Below are 15,643 nucleotides of genomic sequence, written 5' to 3' on the forward strand. Positions count from 1 at the left end.
GCAACCCTACTTCGCAGTAGCCGCCGCATTGGCCCGCGCCTTATGCAATTTTTTGTAGCTGTCGATCAGGTGGTGGTGCCTGTCGAGACCCTCCAGCTTCATACTCGTTGGCGTTAGCCCAAAGAAGCGCACGCTGCCGTCCACTGTCCCAAGTACCGCGTCCATCCGGGCGTTGCCAAACATTCGACGGAAGTTGACCACGTAGTCGTCCAGTTCAAGGTCGTCATCGAGCATCACCTCCAAGACCACATTCAAGGCCTGGTAAAACAATCCGCGCTCGACCGTGTTGTCGTTGTACTGCAGAAAAGCTCCGATCAGCTCCTGCCCTTCCTCAAATTGCTTCAAGGCGAGATGAATCAACAGTTTCAACTCGAGAACTGTTAGCTGCCCCCAGTCCGTATTCTCGTCAAATTCGATGCCGATCAAAGTGGCAATATCGGAGTGCTCGTCCAGCTCACTGTTCTCCAACCGCTCAAGCAGTGCTGCCAGGGAGGCATTGTCCAGTCGATGCAAGTTCAAAATATCCGCGCGGAACAATAGCGCCTTGTTTGTGTTATCCCAGATCAAATCCTCTACCGGGTAAACTTCCGAATAATCGGGCACCAAAATCCGGCAGGCTACGGCACCCAGTTGGTCATACACCGCCGTGTACACCTCTTTGCCCATGTCTTCGAGAATACCGAACAAGGTTGCTGCTTCCTCGGCATTGGAGTTTTCACCCTGGCCCGAAAAATCCCACTCAACAAACTCGTAATTCGCTTTGGCGCTGAAAAAGCGCCACGACACTACACCGCTGGAATCAATGAAGTGCTCAACAAAGTTGTTTGGTTCAGTCACGGCGTTACTGACAAAGGTGGGCTGAGGTAAATCGTTCAGGCCTTCAAAACTACGCCCCTGCAGTAATTCCGTCAGACTCCGTTCCAGCGCCACCTCCAAGCTTGGGTGCGCGCCGAACGAGGCAAAGACACCGCCTGTGCGCGGGTTCATCAAGGTGACGCACATCACCGGGTAGGTCCCACCCAGCGACGCATCCTTTACCAGCACCGGAAAGCCCTGCTCTTCCAATCCATGAATTCCGGCCAGAATGCCAGGGTATTTCGCCAGCACTTCGTGCGGCATATCAGGCAAAGCGATTTCGCCTTCCAGAATTTCGCGCTTTACCGCCCGTTCGAAAATTTCGGACAGGCATTGCACCTGCGCTTCGGCCAGCGTATTACCGGCACTCATGCCATTGCTGACGAACAGGTTCTCGATCAGGTTGGACGGAAAATACACCACTTGGCCGTCCGACTGCCGCACAAACGGCAGCGAACAGATGCCGCGCTCCACATTGCCGGAGTTGGTGTCGTATAGATGCGAGCCATGCAACTCGCCATCGGAATTATAAATTTCGAGACAGTACTCATCCAGAATTTCAGCCGGCAGCGCATCCTTAGGGCCAGGCTTGAACCAGCGCTCATTCGGGTAATGTACAAACTCCGCATTGGCGATGTCTTTGCCCCAAAATGCACCGCCATAGAAATGGTTGCAATTCAGTCGCTCGATAAACTCTCCCAACGCTGACGCCAACGCGCTTTCTTTGGTCGCTCCCTTGCCATTGGTAAAACACATCGACGAGTGCGCATCGCGAATATGAAGCGACCACACATTTGGAACGATATTGCGCCACGAAGCGATCTCCATCTTCATGCCCAAGCCCGCCAGAACGCCCGACATATTGGCGATGGTTTGCTCCAACGGCAAATCCTTGCCCGCAATATAGGTGCTGGCATCAGAAGCCGACTTCAACGTCAGCAACGACTGAGCATCGGCATCCAGGTTTTCTACCTCTTCAATGACAAACTCGGGCCCGGCTTGCACCACTTTTTTCACCGTACAACGGTCGATGAAGCGCAAAATACCTCGGCGGTCCACTTCCGAGATATCCGACGGCAACTCAACCTGAATCTTGAAAATCTGTTGGTGCCGGTTTTCCGGATCAACGATATTATTCTGCGACAGGCGGATATTTTCGGTAGGGATATTGCGATTTACGCAGTACAACTTCACAAAGTAAGCTGCACACAAAGCCGATGAGGCCAGAAAATAATCGAAGGGACCTGGCGCCGAGCCATCGCCCTTATAACGGATAGGCTGGTCGGCCACTACCGTGAAGTCATCGAACTTGGCTTCAAGACGTAGCTTATCGAGAAAATTGACTTTAATTTCCATGGGGAAATTCCAAAAATTGTGCTCAAAATGATGTAGCCGCTATTATCCGTCACAAAGTGCAGTTGCTGTTGCAGATCGCGAATGTTGCTAGCGGTGTCCATTGAGCGCTGACGCTGTCCGTTTTTTCCACTAGCGTCGCTTTGCCCCGGAGCACGAACTCACTGCCCGGAACGACTGACAAAGCGCAGCACGATAACACTCTCACCGCCATCAATGCGAACAGTGGTGGAGGCCGCCTAAGAAACATCCAAAGTGCCAAACTGCCTGGCGTTTTTGGTCTGCGCGCTGAGATGTCCGCGGTGCGAGATAAAAAAATGACCTCCGGTATTTGCGCTTGCTGCCGTCTCAGGCCGATGCGCTAATCGCGCGCCTCGACAGCCGCACTAGCCAAATTCGAGGACACGCCGAACGCTACCAAAATCAACGGACATCCTGTCGCTCATTCCTAACTGCAACGCTAAGGGTGACAGAATTGTCAACTGGCCTCCTGGCCTTACCTCGCGCGGGACACCAGTTCTCGCCACAAACCGTGAACTATTGGCAGAAACGGTTAACGGCAACACCTTGCGGCGATGATATGCAACGCTCGGACTCGCTAGCAGTCACAGCAGGACCTGCGGATCGGGACCGATCCAGATCGTTGGTCCCGGTTCGAACGGCTGCTTTGGAGAAATCCGGTCGACTGCTGCGGGTCGATCAGCGACAATCGCGGGCGGCGGCACGCTCGCAATGGATGTCTCTCGCCTGGTTTTAGCAAAACCTGGAGCCCGACCTTGTATGCGATGCATTGTGAAATCACCTTGCCCGCCGACTACGATATACGAGGGAAAAGCTGCGACCGTCGACGTCCCACTCCCGGTCGCGGCGCGGGCGCTCGGCTACAAGGGCGCTGCCCCTGCCCTGATGATACGACCGGAGGCAGATTCCGACCTTTGGGGAAGGGTCCCCATCAGGATCACCGCGCCCCCGCAGACTGGTCGGCCCATTTTGCGTCGACCACGTCGAGCATTCCGATATCCGGCACGCTGCCCAGCAATGACAGCGAATGCTTGGCGAGTTCCCGAGGAACATGACCCGTCAAGTCCGCAAACCGACCGCCGTTGTCGGGGAAGACGTCAAAGATGCCGAAGTGACTCTCGTCAAGGCGGATGGCAAACCAGGCAACGGTCTTGGGTTCCTGCTCCACGATTGCTTGCGCGTCGCGAAGGAACTGCGCGACCTGCGCCTCATGGGCCGCCTTTGCCTTGAACGTGAGGAGCAGCGCCTTCGTGACCGGCTCGCCCGATGATGTTGCAGGCAACTTGTCGGCCAGGACCTCGAACTCCTGAATCAGCGGCGCCCCGACAAACACGCTGCCGCCGGCATCCAACAACGCTTGTATAACTGGCCCCGCCAGATGCGCCTCGCGGCCGGCATCGTCTGGGAACACGTCGAAGATGCCATACTCCGATCGCCCGAATCTGATCGCGAACCACGCGGTCGTTGCTTCCGCCCGACCCATCGCGAGAGCTGAGCGCAGGACGTCTTCCGCCCCGGCGGCGTCGTAGCCGGCCTTGACTTCCAACCTGACGAGCAGACCTTTAGTGCCCATGAGACACCTCCATCCGTGATCGACCGACCGTGAGCGCTTGAGCGTGCAGTCCTTCGACGCTAACAAGCCAGCAGCGCCGCGCAGCGCTCCAGAGGACACCTTCGGTCCTGCGATCCTCGGCCGGCGGTATCGGGCGCGAGACATCTCGCCCGGGCATCCTGCGCGCCTGCAATGAACCTCAACTGACACGATAGAGGATTTCGCCTCGCCGTTCCAGGCGGGTTCGCTGGAACCGGCTTGCCCATACGACTCTGGCAGCTCCAGCTACACGAGCTTCGCTTGCGACACGTCGGCAAGTCAGGAGCCGGAGCCTGCCGACGTTCGGTGGGGATGAGCAGCTGAGGTACTCATGCTGCGCCGCGAAGAGTGTAAGAGCGCCGCACGCCGGGTAAGCCGCGCTCTGAGGCCCGGTGACCCGCGGAAATGTGGTCCGACGAGGCTCCCACTGTCCTGGTCAGAGCAATGCCAACAGGCGTTGGGCGACCGCTGCTACCATAGCCGAAGATCGAAGCCTACGGGTTGCCCCCGCGACGATCCGGTTCCATGGGCTTCAGATCAGTAACATGGCTTGCTAGCTATGCCTGTTCGTTGGCAGCAAGACCTCGGGAGCACACGATGATCGTCGAGCGTATCTGGACTGGCAATGCCTACCGCAACTTCAACTACCTGATTGCATGTCCGGAAACCGGCGAAGCACTTGCCATCGATCCGCTGGACCATGAAAAGTGCCTCGCCGCCGCGAAGGCCAAGGGTTGGCAGATCACGCAGATCCTCAACACCCACGAGCACCGGGACCACACCGGCGGCAACGAAGCGATGGTCGCGGCCACGGGCGCCAGACTGCTTGCGCATTTCAGGGCCGGCGCTCGCATCGCGGGGGTGGACCGCGGCGTCAAGGCCGGAGACATCATCAAAGTCGGGAAGCGGGTCGAACTTGAATGCATGGACACGCCCGGCCACACCATGTGCCACATCTGCCTGCGATCGCATACCGACCAACCGGCGCTGTTTTCCGGCGACACCCTTTTCAATGCGGGCGCCGGCAATTGCCACAACGGCGGCGATCCGGGCGAGCTGTATGCCACGTTTGTGGACCAGCTCGCCAAACTGCCGGACGACACGAAGATCTACCCCGGGCATGACTACATCGAGAACAATCTGAGGTTCACGTTGTCGCTCGAGCCGGAAAACGCCGCTGCCCGGGCCCTGCTTCCCCGCGTGGCGGGTCATGACCCGAAGACCTCGATCGTCACCACGCTCAAGGATGAAGAGCAATTCAACATCTTCTTCCGGCTCACAAGCGCAAGCGTTATCGCCAGGTTGCGGGAAAGCTTCCCGGATCTCGCGGAAGAACCCGATCCCAGGACGGTGTTTCTCAAGCTTCGCGAGTTGCGCAACAGGTGGTGATTCAGCAAGGCGCGGAGCGTTGCCGCTCACCGCATCGGGCCATCTCTGTGTAGCAGGCATCATCGAAGGCAGGAGGGCGCTGAACCGCCGGGTTTAACCTCGCCAAAGCAGTCCCTGGCGGAAGTCGGCCCTGGCCAACAAGACGCTCCAACGAGCGTTCGCTTTCGACCGGAGCGAAGGACGCCTCTGTCGGATCGATGGCGGGTATTGGCGAAGGGCAGCATGCGGCCGAGGCTGCGTAAAAACGCGAGTGATCGCCTAGACTTAAGGCTTGCCGCCCTTGACGCGCTGGCCGATGACGTACGACGACAAACTGTCGCCGCCTACGTCCACCCGGTACTGACGCCCCACGAACGCGAAGCCGGCGGTTTTACCCCGGTTTCCGACGTCCTTATGGGCCCCAGTTTACTGTCGTGGGTCGCGGGCAGCAGGTGGACATGCTTTGCGTGACCATCGCCGCCGTGCCGGAACTCAGTCGCCGCTAGATTTCCGCCCTCGTGTCGACCTCCCGCAATCCTGGCCGCGATTCTCACCCTCGCCCTCTCGCCTCCGATCGCCGGTCAGCGCGCTCTGCTGCGCGCAGATCCCGGATTCGGCGTCCTGAACCCGTCATTACGGCGCACACCGCTTCGTGATGCATCGCCAGCCATTGCGTGCGCGAACTGCCTCCGCCAGGATCTCCAGGTATGTTCCGTGATCGACACGCTCATTCGGCGGTAACTCCGACGCCTTATGCCGTTCGAGCGCCGCGTGTCGGGACTCGCCGTCCTGCGCCATCGCAAGAATCCGGCTGTAAGCCTCACACGCGTAGGCAAAGGTCTCGCGCTGATGGAAAGCGATGTCGAGCGCCGTTGGGCACTGGCGACGCTCAGGTAGACCGAGCGCTGTGCGGCGACAATTGTGCAGTACGTGTGCCGCCTCATGTACGACGTAATCCGCAAACGGGTCGGTCTGGTCGAAGTACGCGAGCGACACGTAGCAGGTGGCGTCCTGGCTCAATCCGACCAGCTCGCCGTCCTGCGAGCCGAGCCGCTGCGCGCCCAGACTATCCAGATACAAATTCGCGAGGCGCCACGCGGTCGAGAGCCACGGTTCCGTGGTGAGCACGTCGACGTATCGCGCCTCTCACCGGCGACGGAAGACGTACTTGCCGCCGGCACTTACTACGCGAAGCCGCAACTCCTGACGATCGATCGCCGATGCATGGTTAATGTGCCGGAGGTCGACATTGGGCTCATCGCGTCGCCTGACCAAACAGCCGCGGATCCAGCGCAAAGGGTTCGGCGCTGATGACCCCGGCGCTGCACAGACGACCGAAGGTATCCGCATCGCCAGTTGCTCACCCGCCTCAAGCCATTGCCGGCCAAGCCCTTTTCGCCGCCGGCTCGCGCGTCAGGTATGTCCGACGTCCGGCAGCCCGGGTATGGCGGTCCGAAAGCTGACAGCGCCCGTCACATTTGAACGAGTTCAAGCCCGTTTTCGGCACACGATTGCCTCAGCGCGCTTTCGACAGAATCGGCTCCATACGAATACCAGCGCTCGAGAGCGCCTTCACGCTCCAGAAAATCCTTGAAACGCGCACACGCCCCTTGCCGCCGGAAAAAACCTTCGACCTGGTCGTAATATCCGGGCAACTCCTGTGCGACACGACACTGATCTGCCCGGTCATTCTGACCTCTTGGTTCTCGTGCTTACGCGATGTTCATTGCCCGTTCGACCTGCCCTCTCGTTACTATCTCACGAACGGCACGGGCAACGAATCCCAGCTTGAACAGCAGCAGCACGGGCCTCGGCGTGTCCATAGCGCGTGGCTTGTGCCGAGTAGCGCGGCTGCGCCGTACCACCAACGCCGCTCAATGCCGCATCAAGGACCACAACAGCAGCGCCAGCAACACCACTACCACGACCTGCCAGAACAGCACCGGATCGCTCTCGAGCAAGGGCTTGCGTCGAACCGGCGCCATCGCATCCCGACCGCTCGAAAAACGTTCGAGATCGGCGCAGACTTCGAGCACGTCCTGATACCTGCGCGCCGGATCGGGCTGCATCGCTTTCTCCAGCACCAGGTCGAGCCATTGCGGCGCGTCGGGCCGGTATTGATAGAGCGGCATGCGGCCATTGAAGCCGTAGGGCAGCTTGCCGCCGCTGAACAGCCGGTACAGGGTCACGCCGTACGCGAACACCTCGGAGCGCGCATCGCCTTGTGCGCCCCTCATCAACTCGGGCGCCATATAAGCGGGCGAGCCCGGTGCGGCGTCGGGGCCCGGCAATTGCATGCCCGGCATATAACCGAAACCGAGATCGAGCAGGCGCGTGCTGCCGCCCCGCATCACCAGCACGTTCTCAGGTTTGATATCGCGATGGAAGATATTGCGGCGATTCAGCACGTCGATCGAACGGCCTAGCTGTTGCGCGATCTTGAGCGCACGTGGCAGTGCCATGGGTTGAGGCGCTGCCAGCAGTTTTTCGAGCGTGACGCCTGCGCCGAGCGGCATCACTACATAGAGCCTGGTTTGCCGCTCGGCATCGACCGGCATCGGCGCAAGCACGCCGTCTTCGCCGATCTTGCCTGCCAGCCAGCGCTCGCGCACGATCGACTGGCGCACGTTCTCGTCCTGCTCGACACGCGGCTTCGGAAACTTGAGCGCCAGCGGCGTGTTCGGATCGGCCAGATCGTAGCCGCCGAAAATCCGCGAATAGAGGCCATCGCTCAACACGCTCTTGAGCAGATATCCGTCGATCACTTCGCCGGCGTCGGGCACCGCCGGAATCGGCAAGGTGCCGACCACCCGCTCAAGGTAACCGATATCGAGCAAAGGCAGGCCGCCCACGTCGAGCACCGCGCTCGTCACGTCGTCTTGTGAGCCGCGCGCCACTGCCAGCGCGCCGAGCCGGCGTGCCGTTTCGAGCGCACCGCCGCGCGTCGCCAGCACCGTCTGCAGTTCGCGCATCGGCACGCGGCGATAGAGTCCGTCGGAGCACATCAGCAGGCGGTCGCCCTCGCGCAGTTCAAGAGTTTCGATGCGAGTCACCAGCGTCGGATGCATGCCGACCGCGTGAGCCACATAAGAACCGAAGGCGACCGGCACCACGTCGTCGTCACCGAGCTGGGTCAATTGGCCATCGCGCAGCAGATAGAGCCGCACATCGCCGGCCGCTACCAGATACGCGGTAGCGCGCCGCACGATCAGCGCCGCAAAGGACGCGGCCATCTGCTTCAGTGCAGGGTCGACGCGGCCGATCTGATGCAGCCAGCCGTGGATTGCCTCGAGCGAACGAGCAGCGGCCACGCCAGGCTGCAAGGTGTCGGGGAGCCCGTAATAGGCTTCGATAAAGGCCCGCACCGAGAGTTCGGCCGCGACCCGCCCGCCCTTGCTGCCGCTCACGCCATCGGCAAGAGCGATCACGCTGCCACGCGCGGCGCGCTCCGCCAGATCGCCGAGCATCACACCGACGTAGTCTTCGTTGATGTGATCCTGCCCGCGGGCACGGGCAGGGAAAGAAACACAACCAATCGCGAGCGCGGCGCACTCGCCGCGCTCCGGCCTCAACTGCAGATCGATTTCCTGGCCGCCCATTCCGCGACCGCTAACGAGCCTTCCCTCGGGATCGTCCGGCATTCGCCCCGTATTGGGTGCGGGCAAACTATCCGGAAAGAAGGGTTCACTCATTTACTTTTTGCCGTGGGTCATCACGTCGCTGGTTTCCAGATCGTGCTCGATCTTTTCGAGCACCTGCGGCGAGCGCTTCTTGAGCATCAGCAACCAGACTGCGCCAACCAGCATATACGCAACGAACAGATACGGCAGGATGTTATACGGATAGTCGGGCACCGGATACACGCTGCCGATCACCGCGCCGACCATCGCCAGTGCACCGAGCACGCCCCACACCACGTTACTCGTCTTGAGCTCGCCCTGCTTCTTCAGGTAAACCGGCGCCGCGACGGCGACCAGGAAATACACGACCAGGAAGCCAAAGGTCGCAAACGTACTGGTATAGCCGAAGGTGTTGAGCGGACCCGTGCCGAGCATCGCGATACACACCACGAAGGTCACGATGGAGGAAAACGCAACGGCCAGGTACGGTGTCTGGTGCGTGCGATGCACCATGCCCATCGAGCGGTGCACGAACTGATAGCGGCCCATCGAATACAGCAGGCGGCTGGACGAGTTGATGCACGCAAGCACGCACGAGAACGCGCTGACCGAGGCAATCAGATAAAACACCGGACCGAGCGGCGAAGCGCCGACGCTCGTGAGCAAAGTGCTGAGCACGGCCGAATCGCCGCCGAGCTTGGCTGCGTCGTCGTGGTAGGCGATCGTCATCGAATAGGCCACAAACATAAAGAACAGGCCCGACAGGATCACGCACCAGACCACCGCACGCGGAATGACGCGCAGCGGGTTCCTGGTTTCCTGGCCGAGCGAGGCCGCGCTCTCGAAACCCACGTACGAGAAGATGCCGAGCACCATGCCCTGTGCCATGCCCTTGCCGCTCACGCCCTGCAGCCCCAATTGCGTATGGTCGATGATATGGTCCGGATGCAGTGCGAGCACATAGATCAGCACACCGCCCACGATCACCACCGAAGCGGCTTCGATTGCCAGCGACAGGCGCGAGGAGAGCTTCACGTCACGTGCCGAGAAGAACCAGGCGAGGCCGACAAAGACCGTGTAGACCGCCCACGAGGGGACATTGATACCCCAGGCAGTAAAAGCGTTCTGCACGAACACGACGCCCGCGGCGCCAACCCCCATCGCCGTGCCCACGTAAGCCGCAATCAGACCCCAGCCCGCAATGCCACCCGCCATCGGCCCAAGCGCGCGCGAGATATAGATAAAGAACGAACCCGCCGACGCGATCCGGCTCGAGAGCGCGATGATGCTCATACTCACCAGCAGCAGCCCGAGTGTCGAAAGACCATAAATCAACCAGGTCCCCGCACCGGCCAGCGCCGCGATCGCGGTTACGTTGATCGACGGCGTGAAAGTTGGTGAAAGGTTCGCGATGGATTGGCCAATGACCTCGGGAAAACCTAAGGTACCGGCACGCAGGCCACCCGATGATGCCGGCGCTGCTTGTGTGGTGCTTTGCGGAGTGCTCATATTGGGCTCCTGATGGATTGGTGAATCAAGGTTGAATGCACTCAACTCTTCCACAGTCAAAAAACGCAAAACAACTCAATTCATGTGGTCCATCCGGGAATCCACGAAGTACCCGCGAGCGGAATGCGCGCCATCGCCGCAGCTTCCACAGTCAGGGCGACGAGATCCTCGGGCTCCAGGTGATGCACGTTCTGCTTGCCGCAGGCCCGCGCGATCGTCGTCAACTCCATGTTCAGCGTCTTCAGGTAGTTGCGCACGCGGCGCGATCCTTCTTCCGCCTGCACGCGCTGTTCGAGCATGGCGTCCTGCGTCGTCACGCCGACCGGGCATTTGCCGGTGTGGCAGTGATGACAGAACCCCGGCGACGTGCCGAGCGCGGCATAGTCCGCCGTCGCCGGATGCAGCGCGCCGTTCTGAAAGTACGTATCGCTATTGCAGCCGAGCGCCATCAACATGCCCTGCCCGATTGCGACCGCGTCGGCGCCCATGGCGAGCGCCTTCGCCACGTCCGCGCCGGAGCGAATGCCGCCCGACACGATCAACTGCACCGTGCCCTTCATGTTCAGGTCTTCGAGCGCATCCACGGCCTGACGAACCGCGGCCAGCGTCGGAATACCCACGTTCTCGATAAAACATGTCTGGGTGGCGGCGGTGCCGCCCTGCATGCCGTCGATCACCACCACGTCCGCCCCGGCGTGCACGGCCAGCTTGACGTCGTTGAACGTACGCGTCGCGCCGACTTTCACGTAGATCGGTTTTTCCCAATCGGTGATTTCGCGCAATTCCTGAATCTTGATCGCCAGATCGTCGGGACCGGTCCAGTCCGGATGACGGCTCGCCGAACGCTGGTCGACGCCCGCGGGCAGGGTGCGCATCGAGGCCACGCGCGGGTTCACCTTCTGCCCGAGCAGCATGCCGCCGCCGCCCGGTTTAGCACCCTGCCCGATCACGACTTCGATCGCATCGGCACGGCGCACGTCGTCGGGATTCCAGCCGTAACGCGACGGCAGGCACTGATATACCAGCGTCTTTGACGAGCGGCGCTCTTCCTGCGTCATGCCGCCGTCGCCGGTCGTGGTGGATGTGCCCATCGCGGTAGCCGCCTGGCCGAGGGCTTCTTTCACGTTCGCCGACAGCGCGCCGAAGCTCATGCCCGCAATCGTGATCGGAATATCGAGCACGACCGGCTTCTTCGCGAAGCGCGTGCCGAGCACCGTTTGCGTCGTGCATTTCTCGCGATACCCTTCGAGCGGATAGCGCGAGAGCGACGCGCCGAGAAACAGCAGATCGTCGAAATGCGGCACGCGGCGTTTCGCTCCCAGACCACGAATTTCATAGAGGCCGCGCTGCGCGGCGGCGTGGATATAGTCGATCGTCTTGCGGTCGTAGCCTTGCGACTCTTCCTGCTGCAAGCGGGCGAAGTGAACGGGTTTGGCTTCCATGGGAACCTTCTTCGAGAGCGTGTGTTCAATATTCCTGGTTCGCGTCGGCGTTCCAGTGATAGAGCGTGCGAGCGGAGGCGATCCGTCTGAATGACGCGGGGTCGTGATCCATGCCGGCGGCGGTGAGCAATGCGCGTACGGCGTCGAGATCGGCTTGTGTCATCGGTTCGAACTGCGCGTCCGCGCCGAGCGATTTCACTTCGCCACGCACATAAAGCACGGCTTCGTACAATGAGTCGCCCAAGGCATCGCCCGCGTCGCCGCAGATCACCATGCGCCCCGCCTGAGCCATGAAGGCCGAGAAACTGCCCACCGAGCCGCCGACCACGATGTCGCCGCCCTTGAGCGAAATCCCGCAGCGCAAGCCCGCATCGCCGTCGATCACGAGCAGGCCACCATGTGCGGACGCCCCCGCGCCGTTGGATGCAAATCCCTTCACGTGGACCTTGCCGCTCATCATGTTTTCCGCGACGCCGGTGCCCGCGCTGCCCTCGACGACGATCGTCGCGAGCTGGTTCATGCCGCCCACGTAATAACCGGCGTGTCCTTGCACCGTGACCGTCGCGTGCGCGTTGGTGCCCACGGCGATGTTGTGCGCCCCGTTCGGCGACGCGATGTCGACCTTCACGCCTTCGAGCGCTTCTTTCGCGCCATGCAGGTACTGGTTCAGTTCGCGGACAGACGACCCCTCAAGGTCGAACTTCATGCTTTCCATACATACATCTCCTCGGGTGCGGGTTCGAATACCCTGGCGTTTTTGATGTCCGGCAAATGCGCGAGCGAGCGGAACTCGGAAGCGATCGCCACGTAGTCGTCGTTTTCTGCGACCACTGCGGGTTTGCACGCGAACGGATCGCGAATCAGCGCGAGTTCGGTCGAGGTGCCCATCAGGAACGTGTAGAAGCCGTCGAGTTCTTCGAAGCCCTTCTGCAACGCGACCGGCAGTTCATCGCCTTCGCGCAGCCGCCATTCGAGGAAGCGGCACGCGGCTTCGGTATCGTTGTCCGTCTCGAAGCGGATACCTTGCGGCTCCAGCTTGCGGCGCACGCCATGCGCATTCGACAGCGAGCCGTTATGCACGAGGCAAAAGTCTTCGCCGGCCGTGAACGGGTGCGCACGATCGGGCGTGACCGCTGACTCGGTCGCCATCCGCGTATGGCCGACGAGATGCGAGCCGGTCAGCTTCGAGAAGTCGTAACGCTGCGCAACCTCGGCAGGCGAGCCGATGTCCTTGTACAGATCGATCGAGCGACCGGTGGACAGCAGGAACAGCTTCGGAAAACGCTCGGTGAGCCATGCCTTCACAGCGTCAACATTGCCGTTCACGGTCAGCACCGCGTGATTGCCCTTCGTCTCCACCCGCGCATTCACGTCGATCGCGCCGTTCAGCGCATCGAGCAGCGCGTTCCAGTCGAAGCCGTCGCCGGCTTCCGTAAAGCCCGCATACAGGCTCAGCTTGCGCTGACTTTCGCCGACCGCACCTCCGAACACGGCGAGTCCGGCCGAGTCTGGGCCGCGCTCGGTCATACCGATCAGCATCGGCACCATCAATTGACCGAGTTGCGCGCGCAGTGCCGGCGTCTTGACCAGCAAGCCTACAATTCCACACATAGTTGTACCCCTTAGAAGAATTCCAGATAACTTTTCATTTCCCAGTCCGAAACATGGCGCATGTACTCGAGCCATTCCATTCGTTTGAGCTTGATGAATTCGTCGGCGACGGGGCCGAGCGCATCGCAGATCAGCCGATCACTTTCGAGTGCGTCGAGCGCCTGTTCGAGGTTCTGCGGCAGGATGCCGATCTGGTGCTCGCGCAACTTCGCGGGCGACCAGTCGTAGAGGTTTTCATTGGCCGGTGCACCCGGCGACAATTCACGTTCGACGCCGTCGAGACCCGCCGCGATCACGGCGGCCGTCGCGAGATACGGATTGCATGCGCCGTCGGGCAGACGCAGTTCGATGCGCTCGCCTGGCATGCGCACCATCGTCGAGCGGTTGTTGTCGCCATAGCTGATATAGGCCGGCGCCCACGTCGCGCCCGTCAGCGAGCGGCCCACCACGAGACGCTTGTACGAGTTGACGGTCGGATTGCATAGCGCGGCGAGTGCCGGCGCATGCGCGAGCAGTCCCGCAGTGAACTGATAGCCGAGCGTGGATAGCCCCATGCCGAGCTTGTCGCTTTTGTCCGAGAACAGATTGCGTTCGCCGTCGCCGATCGACATATGCATGTGCATGCCGTTGCCCGGACGGTTCGCGAAGGGTTTGGGCATGAACGAGCAGATCATGCCCAACTCGTTCGCGATCTCGGATGCAGCCATCTTGAAGAACACGTAGTGATCGCACGAGGTCAGGCAATCGGTATACGTGTAGTTGATTTCGAACTGGCCGTTCGCATCTTCGTGATCGATCTGATAGACGTCGATGCCGACCGAGCGCATCGATTCGGTGAGCCTTTCCAGGAAGACGCGCGTGCGCGACAGTCCCTTGTAGTCGTAGCACGGCTTGGCGAGCGTATCGCTCGGGTCGCACGGTTCGATCGCGCCCGTCACCGAGCGCTTGAGCAGCGAGAACTCCGGCTCCAGTCCGGTGAAAAGCGTCCAGCCGCGTTGCGTCATGCGCGCGACCTGCTTCTTCAGCGTGACGCGCGAGTCGTATGCCCACGGCTGCCCATCGACGTGGCCGTCGCAGACGATTCGCGCCAGACCGTCCTGCCAGGGCACCGGCGTGAGCGTCGACAGATCGCCCACCGCCATGTAGTCCGGACCGTTCGGCTCGATCCCCACGCCCCAGATCGCGAAGCCCGCAAAGCCGGCGCCGGCCTTCAGTACGCCCTTCAGATGCGCGACCGGGACCGACTTGGCCTTCGCGACCCCGTGAATATCCACGAATTGCGCCAGCACGTATTTCACGCCGCGTTGCGTGAGGTAGTCCTGCGCCTCTTCAGCCGAGCCAAAGCGGGGCACGCTACCCAACTCGTTGACCGGCAGCTTGCTCGCATCGTTCAGGTTCATCGTCACTCCTTGCATCACCATCGCTGGCTGATTGGCGAGTCATGCCCCATTGCACGACCCCACTGCGAGCCTGTTCGCAGCATCAATACAAATTTATTACTGTGCAACAATATTTCCCAACAAGAAACATTCAGGGCGCAATGCGGCCTTTCTTATCTGCTACCCTCACGCCTTTCAACGAGGTTCAACCATGCAAAACGGCGAAGACAGCAAAAACTCGCTCGAACGCTATCTGGGCGCGACGATCCGCGAACTTCGCCAGCGCCACGGGCTGACGATCGCCCAGGTGTCGGAGCAGGCCGGGATCAGCCGCGGCATGCTCTCGAAGATCGAGAACGCCCAGACTTCCACCGGGCTCGACGTGCTCAACCGGATCGCCAATGCGCTCGGTGTGTCGATGTCCACCCTGTTCCGCCGCTTCGACGTTCCCGAAGGCGGCGCCCAACTCGTGAAGAAGGGCGAAGGCATGGAGGTGGTCCGTAAAGGCACCAAACGCGGCCACACCTATCACCTGCTTGCCTACGACCAAGGCCCCAAAAAACTGTTCGAGCCGTTCCTGATCACGATGGACGACGAATCGGAAACCTTCCCCGTCTTCGAACACCAGGGCACCGAGTTCATCCACATGCTCAAGGGTGTCATCGAGTACCGGCACGGCCAGCAAACCTACATCCTGCATCCCGGCGACACCCTCACCTTCCAGGCCGACGTGCCCCACGGTCCCGAGCGGCTGATCGAAATGCCGATCCAGTTCCTGTCCATCTTCGTGTACGGCGAAGGTGACCGGGACTGATGCGCCTTCATTCGCCGCTACTTCTTACGCAACCTCCATGCCATGATTACCAATGGGAACATAAGATTCATGCTGGGAAA

The 15,643-nt window shown here is 60.9% G+C and carries 11 protein-coding genes; 2 read left to right on the top strand and 9 right to left on the bottom strand.

Annotated features, from left to right (window positions below; genetic code table 11):
- Window positions 1-6: 6 nt before the first annotated feature.
- Window positions 7-2,211, bottom strand: a complete 2,205-nt coding sequence (locus OKW43_RS40850) for an OsmC domain/YcaO domain-containing protein (protein ID WP_429454477.1) — start codon at window positions 2,209-2,211, stop codon at window positions 7-9.
- Between the two features lie 955 nt (window positions 2,212-3,166).
- Complete coding sequence (locus OKW43_RS40855) at window positions 3,167-3,802, bottom strand: putative quinol monooxygenase (RefSeq protein ID WP_429454479.1); 636 nt, start codon at window positions 3,800-3,802, stop codon at window positions 3,167-3,169.
- 615 nt (window positions 3,803-4,417) lie between these two features.
- On the opposite strand from OKW43_RS40855, the gene OKW43_RS40860 reads away from it, so the two are divergent.
- On the top strand, window positions 4,418-5,209 hold the full coding sequence (locus OKW43_RS40860; RefSeq protein WP_429454481.1) for a hydroxyacylglutathione hydrolase: 792 nt from the start codon (window positions 4,418-4,420) through the stop codon (window positions 5,207-5,209).
- 612 nt (window positions 5,210-5,821) lie between these two features.
- On the opposite strand, the gene OKW43_RS40865 is transcribed toward OKW43_RS40860, so the two are convergent.
- The 7 genes from OKW43_RS40865 to glnT form a co-directional block, all read right to left on the bottom strand.
- Window positions 5,822-6,316: a hypothetical protein gene (locus OKW43_RS40865; protein WP_429454483.1), complete on the bottom strand. Its 495-nt coding sequence runs from the start codon at window positions 6,314-6,316 to the stop codon at window positions 5,822-5,824.
- A 746-nt stretch (window positions 6,317-7,062) separates the two neighbouring features.
- Window positions 7,063-8,880 (bottom strand): bifunctional protein-serine/threonine kinase/phosphatase, encoded by a 1,818-nt coding sequence (locus OKW43_RS40870; RefSeq protein ID WP_429454486.1) that lies wholly within the window; start codon window positions 8,878-8,880, stop codon window positions 7,063-7,065.
- Window positions 8,881-10,317: an APC family permease gene (locus OKW43_RS40875; protein WP_429454488.1), complete on the bottom strand. Its 1,437-nt coding sequence runs from the start codon at window positions 10,315-10,317 to the stop codon at window positions 8,881-8,883. It abuts the gene before it with no gap.
- A gap of 80 nt (window positions 10,318-10,397) precedes the next feature.
- The gene (locus OKW43_RS40880; protein ID WP_187638210.1) at window positions 10,398-11,759 is read right to left on the bottom strand and encodes an FMN-binding glutamate synthase family protein; all 1,362 of its coding nucleotides are present in this window, start codon (window positions 11,757-11,759) and stop codon (window positions 10,398-10,400) included.
- Window positions 11,760-11,784: 25 nt separating this feature from the next.
- A complete protein-coding gene (locus OKW43_RS40885) occupies window positions 11,785-12,474 on the bottom strand; it encodes a protein glxC (protein ID WP_429454491.1) in 690 nt (229 codons plus the stop codon).
- Window positions 12,462-13,370 (bottom strand): class II glutamine amidotransferase, encoded by a 909-nt coding sequence (locus OKW43_RS40890; protein ID WP_187638208.1) that lies wholly within the window; start codon window positions 13,368-13,370, stop codon window positions 12,462-12,464. The genes OKW43_RS40885 and OKW43_RS40890 overlap by 13 nt, the downstream gene beginning before the upstream one ends.
- 11 nt (window positions 13,371-13,381) lie before the next feature.
- Complete coding sequence (gene glnT, locus OKW43_RS40895) at window positions 13,382-14,770, bottom strand: type III glutamate--ammonia ligase (protein ID WP_184063037.1); 1,389 nt, start codon at window positions 14,768-14,770, stop codon at window positions 13,382-13,384.
- A gap of 190 nt (window positions 14,771-14,960) precedes the next feature.
- On the opposite strand from glnT, the gene OKW43_RS40900 reads away from it, so the two are divergent.
- A complete protein-coding gene (locus OKW43_RS40900; protein ID WP_187638207.1) occupies window positions 14,961-15,563 on the top strand; it encodes a helix-turn-helix domain-containing protein in 603 nt (200 codons plus the stop codon).
- Window positions 15,564-15,643: the final 80 nt, after the last annotated feature.

This window comes from Paraburkholderia sp. WC7.3g (assembly GCF_050436345.1).
In the GTDB taxonomy this organism is placed as follows: Bacteria; Pseudomonadota; Gammaproteobacteria; order Burkholderiales; family Burkholderiaceae; genus Paraburkholderia; species Paraburkholderia podalyriae.

What these genes read in the sequence shown, in the direction of transcription:
- OKW43_RS40855 (WP_429454479.1), bottom strand. Translation starts at nt 3,802, where the DNA reads ATGGGCACTAAAGGTCTGCTCGTCAGGTTGGAAGTCAAGGCCGGCTAC.
- OKW43_RS40885 (WP_429454491.1), bottom strand. Translation starts at nt 12,474, where the DNA reads ATGGAAAGCATGAAGTTCGACCTTGAGGGGTCGTCTGTCCGCGAACTG.
- OKW43_RS40875 (WP_429454488.1), bottom strand. Translation starts at nt 10,317, where the DNA reads ATGAGCACTCCGCAAAGCACCACACAAGCAGCGCCGGCATCATCGGGT.
- OKW43_RS40900 (WP_187638207.1), top strand. Translation starts at nt 14,961, where the DNA reads ATGCAAAACGGCGAAGACAGCAAAAACTCGCTCGAACGCTATCTGGGC.
- OKW43_RS40860 (WP_429454481.1), top strand. Translation starts at nt 4,418, where the DNA reads ATGATCGTCGAGCGTATCTGGACTGGCAATGCCTACCGCAACTTCAAC.
- OKW43_RS40890 (WP_187638208.1), bottom strand. Translation starts at nt 13,370, where the DNA reads ATGTGTGGAATTGTAGGCTTGCTGGTCAAGACGCCGGCACTGCGCGCG.
- OKW43_RS40870 (WP_429454486.1), bottom strand. Translation starts at nt 8,880, where the DNA reads ATGAGTGAACCCTTCTTTCCGGATAGTTTGCCCGCACCCAATACGGGG.
- OKW43_RS40880 (WP_187638210.1), bottom strand. Translation starts at nt 11,759, where the DNA reads ATGGAAGCCAAACCCGTTCACTTCGCCCGCTTGCAGCAGGAAGAGTCG.
- glnT (WP_184063037.1), bottom strand. Translation starts at nt 14,770, where the DNA reads ATGAACCTGAACGATGCGAGCAAGCTGCCGGTCAACGAGTTGGGTAGC.
- OKW43_RS40850 (WP_429454477.1), bottom strand. Translation starts at nt 2,211, where the DNA reads ATGGAAATTAAAGTCAATTTTCTCGATAAGCTACGTCTTGAAGCCAAG.